The 23,403-nt window shown below is 70.4% G+C and carries 20 protein-coding genes; 13 read left to right on the top strand and 7 right to left on the bottom strand.

The window, feature by feature from the left end:
- Positions 1–2 precede the first annotated feature (2 nt).
- Positions 3–512 carry a helix-turn-helix domain-containing protein gene (locus tag BQ7106_RS11215; protein ID WP_072370045.1) on the bottom strand — a complete coding sequence of 170 codons (510 nt, stop codon included), beginning with the start codon at positions 510–512 and terminating at the stop codon, positions 3–5.
- 100 nt (positions 513–612) lie between these two features.
- Complete coding sequence (locus BQ7106_RS01230) at positions 613–2,409, bottom strand: carbon starvation CstA family protein (protein WP_072370042.1); 1,797 nt, start codon at positions 2,407–2,409, stop codon at positions 613–615.
- Between the two features lie 245 nt (positions 2,410–2,654).
- On the opposite strand from BQ7106_RS01230, the gene BQ7106_RS01225 reads away from it, so the two are divergent.
- The 6 genes from BQ7106_RS01225 to BQ7106_RS01200 all read left to right on the top strand — a co-directional run bounded on the left by BQ7106_RS01225 (position 2,655) and on the right by BQ7106_RS01200 (position 12,461).
- Positions 2,655–3,347: a response regulator transcription factor gene (locus BQ7106_RS01225; RefSeq protein WP_072370038.1), complete on the top strand. Its 693-nt coding sequence runs from the start codon at positions 2,655–2,657 to the stop codon at positions 3,345–3,347.
- 6 nt (positions 3,348–3,353) lie between these two features.
- Positions 3,354–4,394, top strand: a complete 1,041-nt coding sequence (locus BQ7106_RS01220) for a sensor histidine kinase (protein ID WP_072370035.1) — start codon at positions 3,354–3,356, stop codon at positions 4,392–4,394.
- Between the two features lie 535 nt (positions 4,395–4,929).
- The gene (locus BQ7106_RS01215) at positions 4,930–5,610 is read left to right on the top strand and encodes an ABC transporter ATP-binding protein (protein ID WP_072370030.1); all 681 of its coding nucleotides are present in this window, start codon (positions 4,930–4,932) and stop codon (positions 5,608–5,610) included.
- A 1-nt stretch (position 5,611) separates the two neighbouring features.
- Positions 5,612–8,569 (top strand): ABC transporter permease, encoded by a 2,958-nt coding sequence (locus BQ7106_RS01210; protein ID WP_083526821.1) that lies wholly within the window; start codon positions 5,612–5,614, stop codon positions 8,567–8,569.
- Complete coding sequence (locus BQ7106_RS01205; protein WP_083526820.1) at positions 8,569–11,586, top strand: ABC transporter permease; 3,018 nt, start codon at positions 8,569–8,571, stop codon at positions 11,584–11,586. Before BQ7106_RS01210 ends, BQ7106_RS01205 begins: the two co-directional genes overlap by 1 nt.
- A 203-nt stretch (positions 11,587–11,789) precedes the next feature.
- Entirely contained in the window at positions 11,790–12,461 is a 672-nt protein-coding gene (locus BQ7106_RS01200) for an HAD family hydrolase (protein WP_072370017.1), read from the top strand.
- Positions 12,462–12,632: 171 nt separating this feature from the next.
- On the opposite strand, the gene BQ7106_RS01195 is transcribed toward BQ7106_RS01200, so the two are convergent.
- Entirely contained in the window at positions 12,633–13,589 is a 957-nt protein-coding gene (locus tag BQ7106_RS01195) for an SPFH domain-containing protein (RefSeq protein WP_072370014.1), read from the bottom strand.
- Between the two features lie 100 nt (positions 13,590–13,689).
- On the opposite strand from BQ7106_RS01195, the gene BQ7106_RS10960 reads away from it, so the two are divergent.
- Both BQ7106_RS10960 and BQ7106_RS01185 read left to right on the top strand, forming a co-directional pair.
- Positions 13,690–14,736, top strand: coding sequence for a hypothetical protein (locus BQ7106_RS10960; protein WP_159431254.1), 1,047 nt, complete (start codon positions 13,690–13,692; stop codon positions 14,734–14,736).
- 138 nt (positions 14,737–14,874) lie between these two features.
- On the top strand, positions 14,875–15,861 hold the full coding sequence (locus tag BQ7106_RS01185) for a beta/alpha barrel domain-containing protein (RefSeq protein ID WP_072370008.1): 987 nt from the start codon (positions 14,875–14,877) through the stop codon (positions 15,859–15,861).
- Between the two features lie 192 nt (positions 15,862–16,053).
- Here BQ7106_RS01185 and BQ7106_RS01180 read toward each other — a convergent pair whose 3' ends face one another.
- Both BQ7106_RS01180 and BQ7106_RS01175 read right to left on the bottom strand, forming a co-directional pair.
- A complete protein-coding gene (locus BQ7106_RS01180) occupies positions 16,054–16,260 on the bottom strand; it encodes a helix-turn-helix domain-containing protein (protein WP_072370004.1) in 207 nt (68 codons plus the stop codon).
- Positions 16,261–16,270: 10 nt separating this feature from the next.
- Complete coding sequence (locus BQ7106_RS01175; RefSeq protein ID WP_072370001.1) at positions 16,271–16,513, bottom strand: hypothetical protein; 243 nt, start codon at positions 16,511–16,513, stop codon at positions 16,271–16,273.
- A gap of 159 nt (positions 16,514–16,672) precedes the next feature.
- On the opposite strand from BQ7106_RS01175, the gene BQ7106_RS01170 reads away from it, so the two are divergent.
- The 4 genes from BQ7106_RS01170 to BQ7106_RS01155 all read left to right on the top strand — a co-directional run bounded on the left by BQ7106_RS01170 (position 16,673) and on the right by BQ7106_RS01155 (position 20,182).
- Positions 16,673–17,251 (top strand): xanthine phosphoribosyltransferase, encoded by a 579-nt coding sequence (locus BQ7106_RS01170; protein ID WP_072369998.1) that lies wholly within the window; start codon positions 16,673–16,675, stop codon positions 17,249–17,251.
- A gap of 352 nt (positions 17,252–17,603) precedes the next feature.
- Positions 17,604–17,927, top strand: coding sequence for an ArsR/SmtB family transcription factor (locus BQ7106_RS01165; RefSeq protein ID WP_072369995.1), 324 nt, complete (start codon positions 17,604–17,606; stop codon positions 17,925–17,927).
- Between the two features lie 55 nt (positions 17,928–17,982).
- Positions 17,983–18,201 carry a cation transporter gene (locus BQ7106_RS01160; RefSeq protein WP_072369992.1) on the top strand — a complete coding sequence of 73 codons (219 nt, stop codon included), beginning with the start codon at positions 17,983–17,985 and terminating at the stop codon, positions 18,199–18,201.
- A 76-nt stretch (positions 18,202–18,277) separates the two neighbouring features.
- The gene (locus BQ7106_RS01155; protein WP_072369989.1) at positions 18,278–20,182 is read left to right on the top strand and encodes a heavy metal translocating P-type ATPase; all 1,905 of its coding nucleotides are present in this window, start codon (positions 18,278–18,280) and stop codon (positions 20,180–20,182) included.
- Between the two features lie 281 nt (positions 20,183–20,463).
- On the opposite strand, the gene BQ7106_RS01150 is transcribed toward BQ7106_RS01155, so the two are convergent.
- Together BQ7106_RS01150 and BQ7106_RS01145 are read right to left on the bottom strand one after the other, a co-directional pair.
- The gene (locus BQ7106_RS01150) at positions 20,464–21,696 is read right to left on the bottom strand and encodes a glycoside hydrolase family 3 protein (RefSeq protein WP_083526819.1); all 1,233 of its coding nucleotides are present in this window, start codon (positions 21,694–21,696) and stop codon (positions 20,464–20,466) included.
- A 22-nt stretch (positions 21,697–21,718) separates the two neighbouring features.
- Complete coding sequence (locus BQ7106_RS01145; protein WP_083526818.1) at positions 21,719–22,762, bottom strand: D-alanine--D-alanine ligase family protein; 1,044 nt, start codon at positions 22,760–22,762, stop codon at positions 21,719–21,721.
- A 110-nt stretch (positions 22,763–22,872) separates the two neighbouring features.
- Here BQ7106_RS01145 and BQ7106_RS01140 point away from each other — a divergent pair, with 110 nt between their 5' ends.
- Positions 22,873–23,277 carry a hypothetical protein gene (locus tag BQ7106_RS01140; protein WP_072369982.1) on the top strand — a complete coding sequence of 135 codons (405 nt, stop codon included), beginning with the start codon at positions 22,873–22,875 and terminating at the stop codon, positions 23,275–23,277.
- Positions 23,278–23,403: the final 126 nt, after the last annotated feature.

Raw genomic sequence — 23,403 nt, 5'->3', positions numbered from 1 at the left:
CGCTAGGGCCTTCTCCCGCCTCGGGAGCGCAGCTCCGCCTTCAGGGCTATCGATTTTTTTAGGTACGCCACCTGCGCCTCGAGCCTGCGGACCTCGCGCTCGAGCTCCTCCTCGCGCGTCGCCGGGGCGCCGGGAGCCTTGCGCGGCCTGCCCCTGGGCCTGGGCCGCAGGGCCTCCGCGCCGCCCGCGCGGTAGAGCCGGCACCACTCCTTCAGCGGCGACAGGCTCGCCACCCCGAAGCGCTCCATCGCCTCGGGCTTGGACATCCCGCCGTCGACCACGGCGCTCGCCGCGGCGACCTTCGTCTCGTAGTCGTACCTCGCCTTGCCCGCGCCCATCCTCAGCAGCCCGTCCCTTCCCGCGGCCCGGTAGGTGTACTGCCATTTTCTCACGGCCTCCTCGGGGACGCCGAGGAGGCCGGCAACGGCCGCCCTCCCCAGCCCCCTCGCGAAGAGGTCCGCGGCGCGCCCCCTGAGCGACGTGTCGTGCCTCAAGCGCTGGTCGGTCGACATGAGAAAGCCTCCCATCCCTCGGACTTTACTTTTCAGTCCAAGAAATGGGAGGCAGTTCAGCGGGCGCCGGGGCCGAGGAAGCGTCCTCTGCCAGAGGGGACTACTCGCCGCCGCAGTTCTTGCGCCCGAGCTCGCTCCACTCGGGCTCCTCGTCGGGAAGCGACCCGGCGTCCTTGCCGAAGAGCTCCCTCAGGCAGTTGTACGCCACGATGAGGCCGAGCACCACGAGCAGGATCGCGAAGACGAGCTGCAGGCCCGAGGTGGCGACCACGGCGGCACCGCTCGTCGCGAGGGCGCTCGCGCAGCCGATGATGCTCTGCACGAGCGAGGTGAACGTGCAGACCAGCAGAAACGCCACGGGCACGTAGAGCATCCAGCCCTTGCGCCCGGTGCACTTGCAGAAGACCGCCAGCATGATCATGGTCATGCCGCCGAGCAGCTGGTTGGAGGCGCCGAAGAGCGGCCAGATGTTGTTGTAGCCGCCGAAGGCGAGCGCAAGGCCGAGCGCCAGCGTGAGCACGGTGGCCACCCACGTGTTGGAGAAGAACCTCGCCGCGCCCGTTGCGTCGGCGCCCGCCTCCTCGGCGGCATCGTTGCTCTTGGAGAAGAACTCCTGGAACGAGAGGCGCCCGATGCGCGCCACCGCGTCGACGGAGGTGAGCGCGAGGGCCGAGACGCACATGGTCATGAAGACGGTGGCGAGCGTGGCGTCAACGCCGAAGGCCGTCATGCCGCGCGCCACGCCCTGCGAGAAGATCTGGAACGGCGTGCCCACGGCGGCGCCGAGCGCACCGCTCGTGTTGATCTGCGAGAACATGATCGCCGCGAAGACGATGGCGAGCACGCCCACGAAGGACTCGAGCACCATGGCGCCGTAGCCCACCGGCAGCGCGTCCCTCTCGCTCGAGAGCTGCTTCGAGGAGGTGTTGGTGGAGACGAGGCTGTGGAAGCCGGAGAGGGCCCCGCACGCCACGGAGACGAACAGCAGCGGGAAGAGGTAGGAGCCCTTGGCGGCGAGGGCGGAGACGTCGGCGACCATGGGGGCCGTCATCGTGGCCTGCCCGCCCGCGCCGAGCACGAAGATGCCCACGACGGCGCACGCAATCATGACGAGCATCATGATGGAGGTGAGGTAGTCGCGCGGCTGCTTGAGGGTCTGGATGGGCATGGCCGCGGCGAAGAGCAGGTAGACCGTGATGACCGCGAACCAGCCGAGCTTGTCGAGGTACACCGGGAACTGCATGCCCACGGCGAACATGAGCACGAAGAGCACCACGGCGAGCACGAGCTCCCTCCACCCGGAGAGGCCGAAGCGGCGGTTGATCCAGCCGAAGGCGATGGCGACGAAGGTGAACAGGATCGAGATGGTGCCGGCAGCGCCGCCCGCGTAGGAGGCGGACGCGTCGACGGCGCCCGCGGCGTCGAAGGTCGCCTTGAATGTGCCGGCGACCATGTCCACGAACGCGGCGATCACGATGATGGTGAAGAGCCAGCTGAACAGCAGGAACAGGCGACGGCCGGTGCGGCCGATGTACTTCTCGATCAGCTGGGCGAGCGACTTGCCGTTGTTGCGCACGGAGGCGTAGAGCGCGCCGAAGTCGTGCACGGCACCGAAGAAGATACCGCCCACGAGCACCCACAGCAGCACCGGCAGCCAGCCGAACATCATCGCGGCGATGGTGCCCGTGACGGGGCCGGCGCCGCAGATGGAGCTGAACTGGTGCGAGAAGGCCGTGAAGCACGAGGCGGGCGAGAAGTTCTTCCCGTCCTCCATGCGACGCGCGGGCGTGAGGGCCTGCTCGTCGATGCCCCACGTGCGCGCGAGCCAGCGTCCGTAGAGCAGGTACCCGGCGACCAGCACCACGGCCGCAACGAGCACGATGACGATTCCGTTCATGTTTCCCCCTTTTCTAAAACGTAGGAGCGGCGTACATGGTGCGCGCGCGAGATCGGACGCGCCTCCACGATTCCGACATAGTTTCGTGCCGCTAACCACCAAGAAACATACCGTTCACGGAAAGGGTCGACCGGGGTGCGCGGGGGCATCGGGGGCGAGGCGCCCGGCGAGCCGGTGACGAAAGCGTCACGGGACCGCGCGGGTCCCGGCACCTATACTCAAGGCACCTCGAAGATAGGAGAACCATGCACCTGCCGCACATCCTGCTCGCCGAGGACGACCCGCTCATCGTCGAGGGGCTCTCGGAGCTCCTGGCCAACGAGGGCTACGTCGTCGACTCCTCCCCCACGCAGTCCGGGGCGGTCGAGCTGGCGAGCAGACCGCACGCCAACTATGCGCTGGCCCTCGTCGACCTCACGCTCGCGCAGGGCAACGGCTTCGCCGTGTGCAACGCCATCAAGTCCGTCTCCCCCGGCGTCCCCGTGATCTTTCTCACCGCAGCCGACGACGAGCTCAACACCGTGACTGGCCTCTCGATGGGCGCCGACGACTACGTGGCCAAGCCCTTCCGCCCGCGCGAGCTCGTGGCGCGCATCCAGGCTGCCATCCGCCGCGCGCGGCCCGAGCGCGTGACGCTGCGCCTCGGCAGGGTGAGCATCGACCCCGACCGCGCCCACGTCGAGAAGGACGGTCGCGAGGTCGTCCTCTCCGCGCTCGAGTACCGGCTGCTGCTCCTCTTTGCCAAGAACGCCGGCCGGCTGGTGACGCGCGACATGATGCGCGACGCCCTCTGGGACGACGCGGGGGCATACGTGGAGGAGAACACGCTCTCGGTCTACATCAAGCGGCTGCGCGACAAGCTCGAGGACAACCCCTCCGATCCGCGCCTCATCGTGACCGTGCGGGGCCTCGGCTACCGCGCCGGGGACGAGGGGTAGGCTCCCGTGCTCCTGAGGAACCGCGAGGTCTGGCGAACGGTCGTGGCATTCGTCGCCGTGGGCGCCGTCGGGACCGCGGCAGCCTGGGGCGTCGCGGGGCGGGCGGCCGGGGCGTGCGTGGCGGCGACCTCCGCCGCGTTGCTGCTCGTGCTGGTCGTCGCCACCCGGGCGCGCTACCGGGCAATCGCTCGGCTGGCGGCGCAGGTCGACGACGTGCTGCACGGCGCGCGCGACGTGAGCTTCGAGCGCATGCGCGAGGGGGAGCTCGCCATTCTCGCCTCAGAGCTCGACAAGATGCGCGGCAGGCTGACCCTCGCGAACGAGGAGCTCGCCCATGAGAGAAACGCCCTCGCCGACGCGCTCGCCGACATATCGCACCAGCTCAAGACTCCCCTGACGTCGCTCGCCCTCATGACGTCGCTCGCGCGCCGCGAGCTCGCCGCCGAGGGCGGCCACGAGGGGGAGCTCGCGCGCCTGCGCACCATGGAGCGCCTCGAGGACCGCATCGAGTGGCTCGTCTCGAGCCTGCTCAAGCTCGCGCGCATCGACGCGGGCGTGGTGCGGCTCACACGGGGGCACGTGGACGGCGGCCAGCTCGTCGCGCGGGCGGCGGAGCCGCTTGCCGTGGCGTTCGACCTCGCCGACGTGCGGCTCGTGCGCAGCGTGGAGCCGGGCTCGGGCTTTCGGGGCGACATGGCCTGGACGGCGGAGGCGCTCGAGAACGTGCTCAAGAACTGCCTCGAGCACACGCCCGCCGGCGGCGAGGTGCGTGTGAGCTGCGCGGAGGACGCGCTCGCCTTCCGCCTGCGCGTGGAGGACACCGGCCCCGGCATCGCCGAGAAGGACCTGCCCCACGTCTTCGAGCGCTTCTATCGGGGCGAGCAGGGCGGCGGCGCGGAGGGGTCCGAGGTCGACCCCACGGGCGTGGGCATCGGCCTCGCGCTCGCCCGAAGCCTCGTCACCGCGCAGGGCGGCTCCATCCGGGCCGCCAACCGCCCGGGCGGCGGGGCCGTCTTCGACATCGTGTTCTTCAAGGCAACGGTCTAGCCGCCGCGCGGCGGGGGCGGCGCGCGGCGGGGGCAGCGTGGCGGCGCGCGGCGTGGCGGCGCCAGAAATGTCCGGCCATTGGGTACCCGCGCTCTCGAAAACGCCCAATCTGGCGAGAAGCCCCGGCAATTGGGTAGTCGCCCGACCGGTCGCTCGGCTCCCGTCGGCGCATGGCACCGCGCGGGGCACCCAACCACCGGGGAAACGTGGCAATCCCGACCCACGAGGCCGCATCGGGAGGCGTCCGCGCCTTCGCAGGGCCAGCGTCCGATGAGCCCGCCCGGTGCTCGCCACCCAATCGCCGGGGCTTCTTGCCCGGAAGGGCCGATAGCACGAGCAGGACCTGCGACGGCGCGAGCGGGCCCTGCGACGGCGCGAGCGGGCCCTGCGACGGCGCGGGCGGGGCGCGCGGCGGCGCGGGACCCGTCCGCCCCCGGCGCCGGCCGGTGACGAATCCGTCACGCGCGCGTCACGGCCGAGCAGGCGGCCTTCCCCATCATAGAATCGTCACTGAAAGCGCCTTCAGGGAGGCAGCATGGACATACTGCAGATAGAGCACCTCACCAAGACCTACGGCACGGGCGGCACCGCCGTGAGGGCCCTCGACGACGTGAGCTTCTCGGTTGGCGCCGGTGAGTTCGTGGCCATCATCGGCAGCTCCGGCTCGGGCAAGTCGACGCTGCTGCACCTCATCGGAGGGGTCGACCGGCCCACCTCGGGCACGGTGCGCCTGAACGGGGAGGACGTCTTCCAGCGCAGCGACGAGCAGCTCGCTGTCTTCCGGCGCCGTGAGGTGGGACTCGTCTACCAGTTCTACAACCTCGTCCCCGTGCTCGACGTGGTGGAGAACATGTGCCTACCCGTGCTCATGGACGGTCGCGCGGTCAACGAGAGGCGCCTCGCCAACATGCTCCACGTGCTCGGTCTCGAGGGGCGCGAGCACCACCTCCCCAACCAGCTCTCCGGAGGCCAGCAGCAGCGCGTGGCCATAGGCCGGGCCCTCATGAACGCGCCGGCCGTGGTGCTGGCCGACGAGCCCACGGGCAACCTCGACTCCAAGAACTCCGCCGACATCATGGCCCTGCTGCGCAAGTCCAACCGGGAGCTCGGCCAGACGCTCATCGTGATCACGCACGACGAGAACATCGCCCTCACGGCAGACCGCGTGATCGCGCTCGAGGACGGGCGGATCGCCTCCGACACGAGGGTGAGCTAACATGGCCGCCCACAGGCACGACCCGGGCGAGAAGGACCTGGCGCCGCGGCGCGCGGGAGGGCCCGCGCGGTCCGTGTTCGTGCGGTTCACGCTGCGCTCGCTCGCGGCCAACCGGGTGCGGACCGTGGTCTCGGTCATGGGCGTGGCCCTCTCCGTGGCGCTCATCGCCGCCGTGCTCACGAGCGTGGCCTCGCTCTCCGACATGCTCGTCCGGCGCACCGCGGCCGACGAGGGCTGGTGGTACGCGGAGGCGGCCGGCATCACCGAGCAGGGCCTCGAGCAGCTCGAGGAAGACCCGGAGGTCACGGACTGGGCAGCCGTGACCGACCTCGGCACCGTGTCCCTGGGCGAGAAGAACAGTGACCTCTTCGGCCCTTACCTCTACGCCAAGACCTGGCCCGCCGCCGGCGCCGGCAGCGACGCCAGCGAGCCGCTCCTCCAGGCGCCCGAGCTCGTGGCCGGCCGCGCGCCGGAGGCCGCGGGCGAGGTCGTCCTCCCCCACTACCTGCGCGGCGCCGAGCTCGAGCCCTGCGGCATCTCGACTTCGGACGGTGGCGCGATCCAGCTGGGCAGCACCGTCACGCTGGACCTGGGCACGCGGACCGTGGAGAACCTCGCCGACGGCAGCACCTACACGGCCACCTCCGTGAACGGCTCCTACGTCGACGAGACCACGCAGCGCGAGTCCTTCTCAGCCAATCTCGGCCGCATGGAGGCCACCGTCGTGGGCTTCTACCGCTCCTACGGCTTCTCGAGCACCATGGCGCTCCAGGGCAACAGCGCCTACGTCTACGACGACGGCAGCGCCCTCGCCGGCGCGCTCTCGGACGACTCCGCGGCCACCTGGGCATCCGCGGTCTTCCGCACCGCCGACCCGGCCAAGGCCGCAGACGTTGCGGCCGCACTTGCCGAGTCCTGCGACGCGGCGATGGGCAGCTCCGTGCACAGCTCCCTCATCCGCTGGATGGGCGCCACGCCGGACACCGCCATCTGGAACACGCTCTACCAGATCGCGGGCATCCTCGCCGCCGTGGTGGTCGTGGCCGGCGTCTCGCTCGTCTACAACAGCTTCGCCATCTCCGTGGCCGAGCGCACCCGTCAGTTCGGCCTGCTCTCCTCCCTCGGCGCGAGCCGCCGGCAGCTCCGCCGCACCGTGCTCGTGGAGGCGCTCGTGATCGGCGCCGTGGGCGTGCCTGCGGGCCTCGTGCTCGGGCTCGCCGGCTGCTACGTGGTCTTTGGCCTCGTGGGAGAGGGCCTCGCGGCGCTCGCCGGCGGCGGTGCGGCGCCGTCCATGGTCGTGAGCCCCGGGGCGCTGCTGGCAGCCGCGCTGCTCGGCCTCGTCACGCTGCTCGTGAGCGCGTGGGTGCCGGCAGTGCGCGCGAGCAGGGTCTCCGCCGTCGACGCCATCCGCCAGACGCAGGACGTGCACATGGGCCGCCGGGCGAGAAGAACCCGCCGCCCCGCGCTCGCGTCCGCGCGGCACGGCCGGGCCGGCGGCCCGCGACTCGGCCTCGCCGGGCAGCTCTTCGGCGTCCCCGGCTTCGTCGCGCACCGCAACCTCTCCCGAAGCTCGTCGAAGGGCAGGGTCACCGTGGCCGCGCTCGCCGTCTCGTGCGCGCTGCTCATCACCTCTGGCTCAATCGCCGACGTCATGGGCTACGCCACGGAGACCTCCGTGGACACCATGACGGGGCAGGACCTCCTGCTCTACCTCGACGCCACCGGCGCCGGGGCGGACCAGACGCTCGCGCTCGCCGATGGCAAGGTGGACGGGCACGGCATGCAGGAGGCGCTCGCCAGCTTCTACAACGAGGTCAAGGACGTGGACGGTGCGCACGCCAACGGCTATGCCACGAGCTACGTCGCCGAGGTCCTTCTCCCCGCGGGCATGGCCACGGACGACATGGCGGGGCTCGAGGGCAGCTACACGCACCTCGCGGACGGCTCGTGGTACGGCCAGGCCTACGTCGCGTTCCTGGACCAGGAGAGCTGGGACGCCTACGTCGACGAGCTCGGCCTCTCGCGCGACGAGTTCTGTGACCCTGCGCACCCGCGCGCCGTCGCGCTGAGCGCCTACAACATCCGCGGCGGCGAGACCTACGCGCGCCTCGCCCCGCTGGCCGCCGGCGGCACGGTGACGTCGCTCGAGTTTGCCGACCTCGACGGGCGCTTCGTCGACGGCCTGCGCGACGGCGCGGACGGCCAGCCCGAGGCTTACTACTACGACGACAGCGGCAACGAGCAGGCGCTGCCCCTCGACCAGGCCGTCGCCCGCGAGCAACAGATCGAGGTGGGTGCGCTCGCCGACCATGCCCCCGTGGGCGTGAGCCTGAGCGGCAGCCTCCAGCTCGTCCTGCCCGCCTCGGCCATCGAGCTCGCCGACACCATGGGCTACCTGCGCGCGAGCTGCTCGTTCTCCACGGACGGCGACGCCGCGCGCGCCTCGGACGCCCAGGAGGAGATTCAGGAGATTGCGGCCGACCACCCCGCGCTCGACGTCACCTACACCAACGTCGCCGAGGACAACCTGCAGAAGCGCCTCATGGCCACCGCCGTGAACACCTTCATCTACTGCTTTGCCGCCATCACCGGGCTCATCGCCGTGACCAATGTCTTCAACACGCTCGCCAACGCCCTGATCCTGCGCCGCCGCGAGTTCGCCGTGCTCAGGTCCATCGGCATGGGCGGGGGCGCCTTCCGCCGCATGATCGCCTACGAGTGCGCGAGCTACGCCCTGCGCGGACTTGCGCTCGGCTTCGCGCTGGCGCTCGTGGCCAACGTCGGGCTCTACGAGGCCATGGCGCTCTCCTTCTCCACCTACGAGTTCGCGCTGCCCTGGCCGCAGATCGCCCTCTCCGTCGTGGCGGTGCTCGCCGTGATCGCCGTGAGCGTGGCCTATGCCCTGCGCCGCTGCGGTGCCGCCGGCGTGGCCGAGGCCCTGAGGTCGGAGGTGCTCTGATGAAAAGGGACAGTCCCTTTTCATCATCCGTGTTCGCGCGGTTCACGCTGCGCTCGCTCGCGGCCAACCGCGTTCGCACCGCCGTGACCGTGGTGGGCATCGCCCTTGCGACCGGCCTGCTCATGGCCGTGCTCGCGAGCGTCACGAGCCTGCAGGCGGGGCTCGCCAACCAGAGCCGCGAGACGGACGGCGTCTGGCAGGTCAAGTTCCCCGCGACCGACGACGCCGAGCTCCAGAGCCTCCGCGACGTCGCCGGAGACCTCCTTGACCGCCTCGCGACCCAGCGGGACCTGGGCTCGGCCGCCTTCTCCGCGAGCGACGCCGAGCGCAACGGCACCTACCTCTCGGTGCTGGGCCTCCCGGTGGAGCAGGGCGGCACCGCGCGTGCCATGGGCGACGACGCCTACGAGGTCCTCCTCGCCCCCTCCGTCACGTCGGGCCGACTTCCCGAGAAGGGCGGCGAAATCGCGCTCACCTCGAACCTGCGAGGCATCGAGCTCACGCCCGGCGCCTCCGAGCTCCCGGGAATCGACGCCGGCGTGGTCGCCGACGGTCCGCTCGAGCTCGGCTCCCAGCTCACGCTCTCGCTTGGCCGGCGCGTCCAGCGCTACGAGGACGGCTCGGACGACGAGGTGGGCGCCGAGAGCAGCGTCATGTACCGGAGCGTCGTCTACGGGACGGACGCGGACGGCACCGCGGACATGGGGCAGGGCCAGATCTCCGAGACCCTCGAGGGCGTCAGCGCGCCGCGCACCTACACCGTGGTCGGCTTCGTCGAGCCCGATTGGACCATCCCGGGCTACATCGGCTACGTGAGCCCCGACCAGACCGGAGGGGCAGCCCTGCCGCGCACCAACGCGTACTTCTCCACCTCGTGCTCGAGCCGAGAGGAGCTCGACGAGCTCGTCGAGCGGCTGCGCCCCGCCGGGGGAGATCGCGCGTCGGTCCTCAACAGGGGCCTGCTCACCTACCAGGGGCTCGGCGGCGACCGGCTGATCTTCGACACCCTCGCCATGTTCGCCGCAACCCTCGCCGTGGTGATCGTGGTCGCGGCGGTCTCGCTCATCTCGAACGCCTTCACCATCTCCGTCTCCGAGCGCACGCGCCAGTTCGGCCTGCTCTCCTCGCTCGGCGCCTCGAGGCGACAGCTCAGGCGCACGGTCTTTGTCGAGGCGGGCGTGCTCGGGGCCGTCGGCATCCCGCTCGGCGTTGCCATCGGGATCGCGGGCGCCGCGGTCGCCTTCGCCGTAACGGGCGAGGGCTGGGCGCGCATGGTCGGCACCGACTCTGCGGTGACGCTCGTCGTGAGCCCGTGGAGCGTGGCGCTCACTGTCCTTCTCGCCTCGCTCACGCTGGTGGTGAGCGCGATGGTCCCCGCCGTGCGCGCCAGTCGCGTCTCGGCCGTGGACGCCATCCGTCAGTCGTCCGACGTCCGCCCGAGCAGGAGGCTGCGTCGCGTCTTTGCCCGGAGGACCCGCCCCGCAGACGACCTCTCCCCCGACGGCTCGCGGCCGCGCGGCCTCGCGGCGCGGCTCGGGGGCGTCCCCGCCTTCCTCGCCCGCCGCACCCTGCTGGTTTCCTCCAGCAAGGCGCGCGTCGCGGTGCTCTCGCTCGCCGTCTCCGTCACGCTGCTCGTGACGGCGGGCGTCGTGAACGACATGCTCACCGGCGCGACGGACGCGACCCAGCTGGGCTCCGCGACGTCGTTCGACCTCGAGCTCACCGTGGCGGACCGCCAGGACGAGCCGGAGGAGGGCGACGGGGCGGACCGGGGCGGATCAGTCTCTCTCGCCGCGGCCGACGACCTGCTCGCCCGCATAGGGCAGCTCGACGGCGTCGAGGGCGCCTCCTACTACGGAAGCCTCTCCGCCGCGATCCGGCTCTCGGGGGGCCTACTCGGCGGCGCGACGACCGCAGGCGGCGACCTCCCGGCGAGCGAGGTCGGCAACGTCGACGGGCAGGGCTACGCCTCGGCCGACGTCTTCCTCGTCGACGACGCCACGTGGCGCTCGCTCGCAGAGCGGGGCGTCCTGGGGGCCGAAGCCGCCGACCCGTCGCGTCTCAGCGCCCTTCTGGTCGGCACGGTCTACGCGAGCGACGGCTCGCGCTACGTCCAGAGCGAGCTGCTCCCCGCCCAGACGACGGGCGAGGTCGACCTGCTCGCGATCGACGAGCGCGCGGGCTACGAGAAGCCCCTCCTGGCATGGGGGGAGGACGGCACGGTCGTCTACTACGCCCCCGAGGACAGCTCCTCCGACCTCGAGGTCCCGCTGAGGGAGGCGGCGCGCGTCGTGACGAGCGTGCCGGTGACGGTCGTGGGACCCGACCTCGGCGAGGACTTCCCCCTGAGCCCGGGCCAGCTCTCCAGCCAGTTCCCCACCCTGGTGATGCCCGCGCGCGCCGTGCGGGAGTCGGGGGTCGCGCTCGACCCCATGGTCCAGAGCCTCTACACGCCGTGGGTGAGCGTGCTCGCGCGCCTCGAGGAGGGCGCCGACGACGCCGAGGCGCTGCGCCAGATGGAGGGCGCCGCTGAGCAGATCGGCGGCATCGACGTGCTCGGCTCCACCAACCTCGCCGCGACGCTGCGCGACGCGCGCGCCATGTCCTTCACCGTGCAGGTCTTCCTCTTCTGCTTTGCGGCGATCCTGGCGCTCATCGCGGTGGCCAACGTCTTCAACACCATCGCCTCCGGCATGATGCTGCGCACGCGCGAGTTCGCGGTGCTGCGCTCGGCCGGCATGGGCGAGCGGTCGTTCCGGAAGATGATCTTCGTGGAGTGCGCGGACTACGCGCTCAAGGGGCTCGTGCTGGGGGGCGCGCTGGCCCTGATCGTCGAGTGGTTCCTCTGGCAGGCCATGTCGCTTTCTGTGAGCGGCGTTGCGCTCGTGGTGCCGTGGGGTCACCTCGCGCTCGCGTTTGCCCTGGTCGTGGGGGTGCTCGCGGCAAGCGTCCTCTACGCGCTGAGAAAGACGCACGCCATGAACCTCGTGGAGGCCCTGCGCGCCGACGCACTCTAGGGTTTCTGTCAATCGGGGCCTGGCCCCGATTGACAGCTTCTGACCGGCCGCGCGCCGAGTAAGAGCTTTGTGCCAAAACAGGCCCCGCTGACGTCATATTTTGGTCAAAAGCTCTTACTCGGCGTCCTTGTGGGGTGTGCTGCCAGCGCGAATCCGGATACAATGCCCCCTCGGGACACGACACGCGACCGGAGGGACCCCACATGACCGCACCCCAGACGCCCCGCCTGCCCGAGGCTGTCATCTTCGACATGGACGGCACGCTCGTCGACACCGAGCGCGTGAGCCAGACCGCCTGGCGGCGCGCCGCCGCGGACTTTGGCCTCGAGGTTCCCGAGCGCATCTGGAACGCCTTCGTGGGCTGCAGCCTCCCCGACGCCCGCGCGATGATCGACGACGAGTTCGGCGACCCCGCGCTCACCGAGCGCCTCTTCGCCCACCAGCGCGACCTCTTCTTCGAGATCGAGGACGAGCAGCTCGAGCCCTGCACGGGCGCGCTCGAGGCCCTGCGCGCCGTGAGCGAGGCCGGCATCGCCGTCGCCCTCGCGACCTCGACCGCCCGCGAGCACGCCCTGCCCCTCATGGAGCGCTTTGGGATGGCCCCGTTCTTCTCGTCCATGACCTTTGGCGACCAGATCGAGCACGCCAAGCCCGCGCCCGACATCTACCTCGAGTCGGCACGGCGCCTGGGCCTCGACCCCACGACGTGCGCGGCGGTCGAGGACTCGGTGAACGGCGCGCTTGCGGCGTGCGCGGCCGGCATGGCGACCTACCTCGTGCCCGAGTGGGCGACGCCCACGCCCGAGCTGCTCGAGCGCTGCGAGGCGGTGCTGGGAAGCCTGCTCGAGCTGCCCGCGGCAATACTGGGCGCGTAGGGAGCGCGCGTCGACGCCGGGGCCCCGGAAGGCCCGAGCCGGACACGAGGGTGCGGACCGCGTGCGTCTCGAGGGCTCGAGGCGTCCGCGGCCCGCGCGCAGTCAAAAGACGTGCCGGCTGCGGGCGCCCTTCTCGGCCGGACCGTCCGCAGCCCGCGCGCTGTTGGCGGGCTACCGCTCCGCCGTGGGCGCGGGCGGCTCGCCGGCGTCGCGACCCGCCGAGCTCGCGGCGACCATCTGCTCGAACATGCCCGCCGTCTGCGAGAAGTCGCTCGGCAGCACCACCGTCGACGCCTTGCCCGTCTTGGCGAAGTCGCTCATCATCTCCGTCCACTGCGTGAACATGAAGAGCTGGTTCGCCTCGGCGTTGCCGACGCCCGTCTCCTGGATGGTCTCGAGCGACTCCTTGATGCCCGCCGCGATGGCCTTGCGCTGGTTGGCGATGCCCTCGCCGGCCTTCTCCATGGCCTCGGCCTCGGCCTGGGCCTCGGTCACGCGCCGGATGCGGTCGGCCTCGGCGAGGTCCTGGGCGGCGGCCTTGGTGCGCTGGGCGGCATTGATCTGGTTCATCGAGTCCTCGACCTCGGCCGGGAGCGCGATCTTGGTGATGAGCGTCGAGACGAGCGTGAAGCCGTAGGCGTCCATCTGCTCGGACACGGTGGCGTTGACGTCCTTGGCGATGTCGTCCTTCTTGGCGAAGACCTCGTCGAGCGTGTAGACCGGGATCGAGGAGCGCAGCGCGTCGGTGATGAAGTCGCGCATCTGCGCCACGGGCTGCTGGAGCATGTAGTAGCTCTTGTAGACGCCCGACTCCTGCGGGGTGGCGCCGCGCTCGTAGCTCACGTGGTACTGCGCGGAGACCTCGAGCCCGATGGTGACGTTGTCCTCGGTCTTGACGTCGATGTTGAAGCCGTTCTTCATGGTGCGGAGGCTGACCGTGGCCGCCTTGCGGTCCACGAAGGGGATCTTCACGTGGAAGCCCGCTCCCACGATCTTGTGGAACTTGCCCAGGCGCTCGATGATGACGGCGTGCTGCTGCTTGACGACGTAGAACAGGTTGCCCGTCACGAGACCGACGATGACGAAGATCGCGAGGACCACGAGCACAAGACCGATTAACTCGAACATAGGCACTCCCTAGAACGCCCCTAACGTGTCCCTAGCATACCCAACCTGCCGGACACAAATATAATGGGGACGATAATTTCGCCGTACGGAGGGGGCTGCCGTGGCAATGTCTCGATTCTCTCGCTCCAGCGACTCACAGATCGACCCCTTCAACGCGGGCGAGCCCGAGCTGCCCGGCGGCGAGCCCGAGCCGCTCGGCGAGGGGCCGGCGAGCGGGGCGGCCGACGTGGGCCCCGACTACGCCCCGCACGGGGACCCGACCGGCTCCCCCCACAAGCTGGAGGACGACTACCGCGCGCCCAGCACGGGAAAGCGTGACTACGACGCCCCCTCGACCGACGAGCCCCGGCGCCGACGGCGGCGCCCGGGCGGGCGCTCCGCCGCGGGCGGGGACGTGCAGAGAAGGACCTCGCGCGACCAGAGGCTGGTCACGCGCGTCGTCATCGCGATCGTCCTTCTCGTCGCCTTTGGGTCGAGCATCGTGAGCTGCGCGGCGAGCGTCCTGACCGATGCCGGCGAGGGCGCGGTCGACGCCGTCCAGAACCTCGGGGAGACGCTCTTCGGCGACGACTCCGACGGCGCGGACGACTGGACGGACTACGTCCCCGAGCAGGACGAGGGCGACCGCGCGGCCACCGAGGCCCTCCAGGCGCGCCTAGACCAGCTCGACCCCGGGCAGGGGCCCACCTTCGAGCAGGTGCGGACGTACTTCGAGCAGAAGATCCTCGACGTCGAGGGCCACAGCGCCGAGGAGCTCGGCGTCGACGCCTCCGCGTTCGCGCGCATGGTCGTCGGGGGGATCTCCCAAGCCAGGGCGGAGTACGCCTACGACTGGGGCGACGGCACGGCGACCGCCTACGCGAGCATCTCCGCGCTCGACGCCAACGACCTCTTCTGGGCCCTTGACGAGGCGGTGGGCGACTACCTCATCGAGCACGACCTCTGGGGCGAGGAGGTCATCGAGCCCACCGAGGAGCAGCGCTCGTACATGAGCGACGCGCTCAACGAGGCGCTCGAGGAGGTCGCGGCCGCGGAGCCGGACTCGTTCGGCCCCTACGGCATCGAGCTCGAACTCGTGGACGACGTCTGGGTCGTGAGCGAGCAGAGCCTCGCGGAGACACTCGAGATGGCGCTCTCGCTCTACTAGGCGTCGCGCCGCGCGCCGCCCGATTTCGCGCGCGGTGAATACGGCGGGCGCGGTTGGGGAACAAAAAAGTGTCTGAATCTTGAGGCGGCGGGAGACCGACCGCCCCCACCGCCACCGACGAGACCCCAAGGAGGCCCCATGGAAGAGACGAACACCCGAAGCCCGCAGGCCTCCGACCAGGGCATCTCTACGGCGATCCACTCCGGCATCTTCGAGGTGGCGGACTCCCCCAACGAGCTCGTGCCCGCCGCCGACGGACCCGCGCCCATCGAGGGGCGCCTGCGCAAGGCCCCGCTGCGCGTGCCCGAGAACTACGAGGCCTGCAGTGGCTTCACGCTCTTTGGGCGCCGCATCAAGACGCTCCTCTACTCCACCGACGTCGCGGCCATCCGCAACTCCAACGCCGACGCGATCTTCGCTGTCTACCCCTTCACCGCGCAGCCCGCCATCACGCAGGCGCTGCTCACGGTTGCGGAGGCCCCGCTCTTTGTGGGCGTGGGCGGCGGCACCACGACCGGCCGCCGAGCCGCCGAGCTCGCCGCCGTCTCCGAGATGCAGGGCGCCGCGGGCGTCGTGCTCAACTCCCCCGCCACGCCCGAGATGGTCGCCCAGGTCGCATCGACCGTCGACATTCCCGTGATCGCCACCATCACGCGCTTCGACAACGAGGCCGTCGAGAAGATCCAGTCCGGGGCGCGCATCATCAACGTGGCGGCGGGTCGTCGCACCGCCGAGGTCATCGCCGAGCTGCGCGCCGCGTTCCCGGCGCTGCCCATCATCGCCACCGGCGGCCGGGACGACGAGGCGGCGGCCGCGACGGTCGCCGCGGGCGCGAACGCGCTCATCTGGGCTCCTCCGAGCGTGGTGGAGCTGCAGCGAGACATGATGGTCCGCTACCGCGAGAAGGCCGAGGCCGCCGCGGAGGCGGCGGGCGAGGAGCAGCCGGTCGCCACCGTCGTGCCCGACATCACCGACATGCCCGTCGCCGACGTGCCCAACGGCGTCGTCGAGAGCGTGCCCGCCGACGTGGAGGCGTCCGAGCAGATCGGCGAGGAGGACTTCGTGAGCCCGTATCGCGGCAGGCTGCCGCGCCTGCCCTTCTTCGGCCGCCGCATCTACTACTAGGCGCATCGCACTAGGTGCATCGCGCGCTGGCCCGAGCCTCGCGCACGCTTCGGCGCTCGCCCGAGCCTGGCGCACGGCCTGAGACCCCAGAGCGTGCGAAAGACGCGGAGCATCAGCTCGCACCCCGGTTCGTCCGAGCCCAACGCACGTTCCGAGGCATGAAACCGTGCGCCTGGCTCGGTCCTGAGGAGCCTACTCGTCGGGTACGTACTCGAGGATGTCGCCGGGCTGGCAGCCGAGCTCACGGCAGATCGCGTCGAGCGTGGAGAAGCGCACCGCCGAGATCCTTCCCGTCTTGATGCGCGAGAGGTTGGCCTCGGTGAGACCAACCCTCTCGGCGAGGTCCTTGGAGCGCATCTTGCGGTCCGCGAGCACGCGGTCGAGGCGCAAAACGATCACAGCTCCCCCCTCACAGCGTCTCGTCGTCCTGCCGCTGCAGGATGCAGCCGTACTCGAACATCCGCGCGACGGCCATGAACAGCAGGCCCTCCGCGCAGCAGATGAAGTCGCCCGCCACGAGCGAGGCCGCCGCAAGGGCGGCCGTCACCACCGCCGCCACCCAGCAGAGCGCCGACGCCACCCTCGCCATGCGCCGGATCCTCAGGTCAGTCTGCTCGCGCGTGAGGCTGAGATCATCTGTTTTCCTCGTCATGGCGACCGCCTCCGTTCTCTGTGCTTCCTCTTGTCGTTCTTGTACCAAAAATTGTCGATAAACGACAAGTTGCGAGAAGTTTTCAGGTGAGCAGCACGTCGCTGGCGGCGAGCGTGCATAATGTACGGAATGCCATCCGACGCACGAGGGGAGCCACGCATGAGGGAGCTTGAGGGTCGCATTCGCCAGGACGGGATCGTGCGCGAGGGCAACGTCCTCAAGGTCGACAACTTCCTCAACCACCAGTGCGACGTGGCGCTCTACGACCACATGGGCGCCGAGTGGGCGCGTCTGTTCGCGGGCAAGCGCATCGACAAGATCCTCACGATCGAGGCGTCGGGCATCGGCATCGCCTGCGTGGCGGCCACGCACTTCGGCGGCGTGCCCGTGGTCTTCGCCCGCAAGACCGAGTCGAAGAACATGGACGGCGACCAGTACCGCACCAACATCAGGAGCTACACCAAGGGACGCGAGTACCAGGTCATCGTGGCCAAGCGCTTCCTCACCCGCGGCGAGCACGTACTCGTCATCGACGACTTCATGGCCATGGGCTGCGCCATGAACGGCCTGCTCGAGATCTGCGACGAGGCGGGCGTCATCGTGGAGGGCATCGGCATCGCCATCGAGAAGGGCTTCCAGCCCGGCGGCGCCCAGCTGCGCGAGCGTGGCTACCAGGTCGAGTCGCTCGCAATCGTGAAGTCCATGGACGCCTCCACGGGCGAGATCACGTTCGCCTAACGCTGTGCCGGGGATCCGCCCCGACTCCCCTTCAGCCGAAGCCCGACGCGCCCCGCCAGGCGCCTCTGCGGCCCTGTACCCAGAGTTGTATGCAGTTTCCTGGCTACGCCTCATGTATCACCTTGCAGGTAGCATTTCACTACCTGCTCTTTTTGCGTCCAGTCCCCGCGGATACTCGGGCTTCCTCAAAAAACTGCATACAACTGCCCATCCCGCCAGGCAGCAACATCACCCGTCAGCCCGCCGGCATCCCCCAGTCGAAAAACCCTGTTGACATATGAACGCGTGCTCATATAATCATGCGTAGCTAATACATGAGCGAGTGCTCATATATTCAGATGAAGGGAGCGACATGTCCGATGGGATTGCCGTCGGCGAGACGCCCGACGAGCTGCCCGACGAGGAGCTGCTCTATGACCTCGCCGACCTCTTCAAGGTCTTCAGCGACACCACGCGCATCAAGATCCTCTTCGCGCTCATGGGCCGCGAGCTCTGCGTGGCGGACATCGCCGAGCAGACCGGCACCACCCAGAGCGCCGTCAGCCACCAGCTGCGCACGCTCAAGCAGGCCCATCTGGTGAAGTTCGAGCGGGACGGCCGCAACGTGGTCTACTCGCTCGCCGACGACCACGTCTACACCATGCTCAACCAGGGCATGAGCCACATCTGCGAGTAGGAGATCGGATCGTGGGGCCGCGGCCCCGACAGCCATCCTCGGGAAGGGAACCACCATGCGCAAGTCATTCAAGCTCGACGAGATCGATTGCGCCAACTGCGCGAACAAGCTCCAGGACGCCATCGCGCGCCTCGACGGCGTCGACGAGGTCTCCGTCAACTTCATGACGCAGAAGCTCACGCTCACCGCCGCCGACGAGCGCTTCGACGACGTCCTCGACCGCGTGGTCGCGCTCGCCGCCGACATCGAGCCCGACTGCGAGATCGTGCGATAGCGCATCGGCCGCCCGGAGCGGTCCTTGTCGTGCCCTATATATGCACGTATGTTCATAGATTCATCTGGGAGCAAGCATGAACAAGAAGCTGCGCCGGTGGCGCAACAGGATCGTCCTCGCGATCGCCATCTTTGCCGCGATTCTTCTGGGCGAGCGACTCGGGTTGCTCGGGGCCCTCTTCGGCGGCGCCGAGCCCTACGTCGCCTTCGCCCTCTACCTGATACCGTTTCTCATCGCGGGGCACGACGTCCTCAGGAAGGCCTGGCGCAACATCCGACGGGGCGAGGCCTTCGACGAGGCGTTCCTCATGACGGTCGCCACCATCGGCGCCTTCGCCACGATCGCCTTCCCCGACGCGGAGCCCCAGATGGCCGAGGGCTGCGCCGTCATGCTGTTCTACCAGGTGGGCGAGATATTCCAGAGCTACGCCGTGGGACAGAGCCGCAAGTCGATCGCGGCCATGATGGACATCGCGCCCGACTACGCAAACGTCGAGCGCGACGGACGCCTCGAGCAGGTCGACCCGGGCGAGGTCGCCGTGGGCACCGTCATCGTGGTCAAGCCCGGCGAGCGCGTGCCCATCGACGGCGTCGTCACCGAGGGCGCGAGCCAGCTCGACACCGCCGCCCTCACCGGCGAGTCCGTCCCGCGCCACGTGGAGGCGGGCTCCGACGTGGTCTCCGGCTGCGTCAACATGACGGGGCTCCTGCGCGTGCGCACCACCAAACCCTTCGGCGAGTCGACCGTGAGCCGCATCCTCGAGCTCGTGGAGAACGCGAGCGAGAAGAAGGCGCGCACGGAGAACTTCATCACCCGCTTCGCCCGCGTCTACACGCCGATCGTGGTCTTCGCGGCCCTCGCGCTCGCCGTCGTCCCGCCGCTCGCGGGGATGGGACCCTGGAGCGACTGGGTGCTGCGCGGGCTCACGTTCCTCGTGGTGAGCTGCCCGTGCGCCCTCGTGATCAGCGTGCCGCTCAGCTTCTTCGGGGGCATCGGGGGCGCATCCCGCCTGGGAATCCTCGTGAAGGGGTCCAACTACCTGGAGCTCCTCTCGAAGGTCGACACCGTGGTCTTCGACAAGACGGGCACGCTCACCTCCGGGACCTTCAACGTGGTGGCGGTCCACCCCGAGGCGGGCGTCGACGCCGACTACGTGCTCTCGCGCGCGGCCCACGCCGAGGCGTTCTCGGACCACCCCATCGCCCTCTCCGTGCGCGCCGCGTACTCCGGCACGATCGACCGCCAGCGCGTCACCGACGTCACCGAGGAGTCCGGCCACGGCGTGCGGGCGAGCGTCGACGAGCACGTCGTGCTGGTCGGAAACGACAAGCTCATGGCCGAGCACGGCGCAAGCTGGCACGAGTGCGACCTCGCCGGGACCGTCCTGCACGTCACCGTCGACGGGACCTACGTGGGGCACATCGTGATCGCCGACGTGGTGAAGGACGACGCCGAGGCCGCCATCCGCGACCTCCACGCCGCCGGCGTGCGTCGCTGCGTCATGCTCACCGGCGACCGAGCCGACGTCGCCGAGGCGGTGGGCGGGCGCCTGGGAATCGACGAGGTGCGCGCGCAGCTCCTGCCGCAGGACAAGGTCAGCGAGGTGGAGCGCCTGCTCTCGAGCGAGAAGGACGGTGCGAGGCTCGCCTTCGTGGGGGACGGCATCAACGACGCCCCCGTGCTCATGCGCGCCGACGTGGGCATCGCCATGGGCGCCATGGGCTCGGACGCCGCGATCGAGGCGGCGGATGTGGTCCTCATGGACGACCGCCCCTCCAAGGTCGCGCTGGCCATGCGCGTGGCGAGAAGGACCATGCGCATCGTGTGGCAGAACATTATCTTCGCGCTGGGCGTCAAGATTGCCATCCTCGTGCTCGCGGCGCTCGGCATCGCCAACATGTGGCTCGCGGTCTTCGGCGACGTGGGCGTGGCGATGATCGCGATCCTGAACGCCATGCGCGCCATGCGCGTGGAGCGCTAGGCGGCACGGGCCGGACCGGGCGGCGGCGTCGGGCCGGGCGAAAGCCCGATACGGACGCACGGAACACGGTCGGGAACCGTGCGCGAAAGGCGGAGCATCAGGACCGCCCCAGCCTTGCCCGAGCCTCGCGCACGGTCCAGCGGCAGATTCCGTGCGAGAGGCTCGGGCTTCTATGCGAGAAGAACCATGAGCCCGAGCCCCGCGCACGGCCCGACGCCTAATTCCGTGCGAGAGGCTCGGGCCTTCCGACACGCGACCCCGGCGGCAGGCCCCGGCGCGCCCTAGAGGCGCTCGAGCTTGGTCGCGACCACGCGGCGCACGGACTCGTCGATCCTCTCCTCGGAGAGCTCGCCGGAGGCGACGGCGTCCAGGACGCCCTGGTAGGCCTCCTCGAGGTCCGCGGGCATGAGCACCATGTCCACGCCGGCGAGGAGCGGCTCGACGCCGAGGCGCCCCGCCGGCAGCGAGTCGGTCGCGGCACCCATGGCCATGGAGTCGGTGATGATGATCCCCTCGTAGCCGAGCTCGTCGCGCAGCAGGTCGCTCACAATCTCGCTGGAGAGCGTGGCGGGGTCGTCGTCGCCGGTGACGGCGGGCGTCGAGAGGTGCCCCACCATCACGAACGGCACGCCCGCCTCGATGGCGGCGACGAAGGGCCGAAGCTCCTCCGCGCGCATCTCGTCGAGGGTCCTCTCGGAGTAGATGCGCCCGTCGTGCGAGTCCCCGGCGGCGCCCCCGATGCCCGGGAAGTGCTTGGCGGCGCAGAGCACCCCGGCCTCGGAGAAGCCCTCGACCTGAGCCGCGACCATCGGGGCGACCGCGTCCGCCGTGGTGCCGAAGGAGCGCCGCCCCATCGTGCCGGCGGGGTTGCTCGCGATGTCGGCGTCGGGGGCGAAGTCGACGTTGAAGCCGAGGGCGCTCAGATAGGTGCCGACGTGCAGCGCGACCTCGCGGGCGTACCCCGCGTCCCCGGTTGACCCCACGTCGCGCATGTCGCCCACGTTGTCGACGCCAAAGCCGGGGTTGCCGCCCACGCGGGAGACGGTGCCCCCCTCCTCGTCGACGCACAGGAAGGGCGGGAGGCCCGTGAGCTCCTCGGAGTAGCGCGCGGTGTTCGAGAGCATCTCGCGCGTCTGGTCGGCGTCGAGGAGGTTTGCCGCAAAGTAGCAGATGCCGCCCACCGGCATAGACTCGAGCGCCCTCCGGGTGGCCTCTCCCGCTGCGACCTGCACGCCCACGCCCGTGAGCGCCTCCGGCTGGACGACGAAGAGCTGCGCCACCTTCTGCTCGAGCGTCATGCCCGAGACGACGCGGTCGACCTCCGAGGCGTCGGCGCCGTCGTCCGGGCGCGTCGCGTCGAGGTCGCGCACCGGGACCTCCCGGTCCCTCTCCCCCGCATCCGGGTCGGCGCCGTCGACGCCGGGCTCGCCCGCGCACGCGCCCAGGGCGAGCCCCAGGCACGACGTCGCCGCGACAAGGGCGCCGCGCCGGCTCGTCATCGCCCTCTTCAGCATCTGCTCCCCCTCGCAACGGGCGCTAGGCGCGCGCCAGGCGGTCCTCGACGATCCCCATGAGCACGTCGCCGAGCTCGTGGCCCGCGACGCGCATCATCTGCGGGAAGCGCGAGTAGCGCGTGAGGCCAGGCATCGAGTTGACCTCGTTGAAGACGACCTCGCCCCCGGGCGTGACGAAGAGATCGACGCGGGCCAGCCCCTCGCAGCCGAGCGCCTCGTAGACGGCGGTGCCCGCGTCGCGCACGCGCGCAAGCTCGTCGGCGCTCAGCTCCGCGGGGCAGCGCAGCTCGGTGTTGGCCCCGGGGTCCTTCTCGAGGTGGATGCGGAAGAAGCCGTCGTCGGGCACCACGATCTCGTCGGGCTCGCCCATCCAGGTGCCGCGGACCGCGTCGCCCACGATGGCGCAGCCAACCTCGACGCCGACGATCGCCTCCTCCACGGCGACCTTCTCGTCGAGCTCGAAGGCGGCGTCGAGGGCGGCCGCGTAGGCGGCCTCGTCCGCGGCGCGCGACACGCCGATCGAGGAGCCCCCGCGCGCGGGCTTCACGAAGACGGGGAATCCGCCGCAGGACCGCGCCGCGGCGGCGCGCTCCTCGTCGGAGCAGCCGCGCCAGAGCACCTCGCAGCGCGGGGAGCGCACCCCCGCGGAGGCGGCGAGGCGGTGCGCGGCGTCCTTGTCCATGCACACGGCGCTCGCCATGACTCCGCAGCCCACGTACGGCACGCCCGCGACCTCGAGGGCGCCCTGGACCGTGCCGTCCTCGCCGCCCTGGCCGTGCAGCACCGGCAGCGCGACGTCAACCGGGAGGCGGCGCGGCGCGCCCTCTCCGAGCTCGACGAGCCCCGCCCCCGGCACGAGCGCGACGGGCACGCAGTCGTGCCCCTCCCAGCCCGCCGTCAGCTCCGACGGGTCGCCGGAGTAGCGGAGCCAGCGCCCCTCACGCGTGATGCCAATGAGGACGAGGTCGCAGCGGTCGCCGAGCGCCGAGGCGACGTTGTCCGCGGACCTGCAGGAGATGTCGTGCTCGGTGGACACGCCGCCGAATATAAGAGCCACCCTGGTCATGTTGATCCTCCAAACGGGAAATGACGTGCGCCCATTATAGAGATGTGGGGCGTCGGGCGGCGCGGTATAGTTGAGGGGCCGAGAAGAACGTGTCTCCATAAGGAGGAACCATGTCCCAAGAGCGCAAGATCCTCAAGATCCTCTGCTTCCTGCTCGTCGTCTGCGCCGTCGCCTGCGTCGTCCTGGGCGTGACGGCCCTGCTCGGCTCCGGCTCCGCCGCGGCGGACCTCCAGGCGTGGTCGCTCGGCCTGGGCGTCTGGGGCGTTGCGGAGGGCGCGCTGGGGCTCCTGCTCTCCGGGGCGGGCATCCGGGGGGCCAACACGCCCCGACGCGCGGGAGCCGTCAAGGTGCCGGGCGTCGTGGTGGCCGTGCTGGCCGCCGCGGGAGCGGCGGCGTCGGCCGCGCGTCCCGACGGGCCGGACGTCGCGACGCTCGTGGCGGCCGTCGCTGCGCTCGCGCTCGCCGTGGGCTGCGTCGTCCTCTCCGGCAAGGTGGACGAGCAGGCGCAGCGCTAGGGCCCGAGTGCGCCCCCGGCGTCCCGGCCCCTGCGCAGGGTCCGGGACGCCGGGGGCGCGTGTCACCAGCCCTTCTCGCCAGTTACCTGCACAAGACATCGTATTCCATGTGTCAAAATATAACGT

Origin of the sequence: Thermophilibacter mediterraneus (assembly GCF_900119385.1) — a bacterium.
Taxonomy (GTDB): Bacteria; Actinomycetota; Coriobacteriia; order Coriobacteriales; family Atopobiaceae; genus Thermophilibacter; species Thermophilibacter mediterraneus.
This window is presented reverse-complemented; position numbering and strand designations above follow the sequence as displayed.

Bases quoted from the DNA above. Each gene is read 5' to 3' on its own strand.
- BQ7106_RS01230 (WP_072370042.1), bottom strand. From the start codon at position 2,409: ATGAACGGAATCGTCATCGTGCTCGTTGCGGCCGTGGTGCTGGTCGCC.
- BQ7106_RS01205 (WP_083526820.1), top strand. From the start codon at position 8,569: ATGAAAAGGGACAGTCCCTTTTCATCATCCGTGTTCGCGCGGTTCACG.
- BQ7106_RS01155 (WP_072369989.1), top strand. From the start codon at position 18,278: ATGAACAAGAAGCTGCGCCGGTGGCGCAACAGGATCGTCCTCGCGATC.
- BQ7106_RS01175 (WP_072370001.1), bottom strand. From the start codon at position 16,513: ATGACGAGGAAAACAGATGATCTCAGCCTCACGCGCGAGCAGACTGAC.
- BQ7106_RS01210 (WP_083526821.1), top strand. From the start codon at position 5,612: ATGGCCGCCCACAGGCACGACCCGGGCGAGAAGGACCTGGCGCCGCGG.
- BQ7106_RS01160 (WP_072369992.1), top strand. From the start codon at position 17,983: ATGCGCAAGTCATTCAAGCTCGACGAGATCGATTGCGCCAACTGCGCG.
- BQ7106_RS01200 (WP_072370017.1), top strand. From the start codon at position 11,790: ATGACCGCACCCCAGACGCCCCGCCTGCCCGAGGCTGTCATCTTCGAC.
- BQ7106_RS01150 (WP_083526819.1), bottom strand. From the start codon at position 21,696: ATGCTGAAGAGGGCGATGACGAGCCGGCGCGGCGCCCTTGTCGCGGCG.
- BQ7106_RS01215 (WP_072370030.1), top strand. From the start codon at position 4,930: ATGGACATACTGCAGATAGAGCACCTCACCAAGACCTACGGCACGGGC.
- BQ7106_RS01165 (WP_072369995.1), top strand. From the start codon at position 17,604: ATGTCCGATGGGATTGCCGTCGGCGAGACGCCCGACGAGCTGCCCGAC.
- BQ7106_RS01195 (WP_072370014.1), bottom strand. From the start codon at position 13,589: ATGTTCGAGTTAATCGGTCTTGTGCTCGTGGTCCTCGCGATCTTCGTC.
- BQ7106_RS01170 (WP_072369998.1), top strand. From the start codon at position 16,673: ATGAGGGAGCTTGAGGGTCGCATTCGCCAGGACGGGATCGTGCGCGAG.
- BQ7106_RS11215 (WP_072370045.1), bottom strand. From the start codon at position 512: ATGTCGACCGACCAGCGCTTGAGGCACGACACGTCGCTCAGGGGGCGC.
- BQ7106_RS01145 (WP_083526818.1), bottom strand. From the start codon at position 22,762: ATGACCAGGGTGGCTCTTATATTCGGCGGCGTGTCCACCGAGCACGAC.
- BQ7106_RS01225 (WP_072370038.1), top strand. From the start codon at position 2,655: ATGCACCTGCCGCACATCCTGCTCGCCGAGGACGACCCGCTCATCGTC.
- BQ7106_RS01140 (WP_072369982.1), top strand. From the start codon at position 22,873: ATGTCCCAAGAGCGCAAGATCCTCAAGATCCTCTGCTTCCTGCTCGTC.
- BQ7106_RS01185 (WP_072370008.1), top strand. From the start codon at position 14,875: ATGGAAGAGACGAACACCCGAAGCCCGCAGGCCTCCGACCAGGGCATC.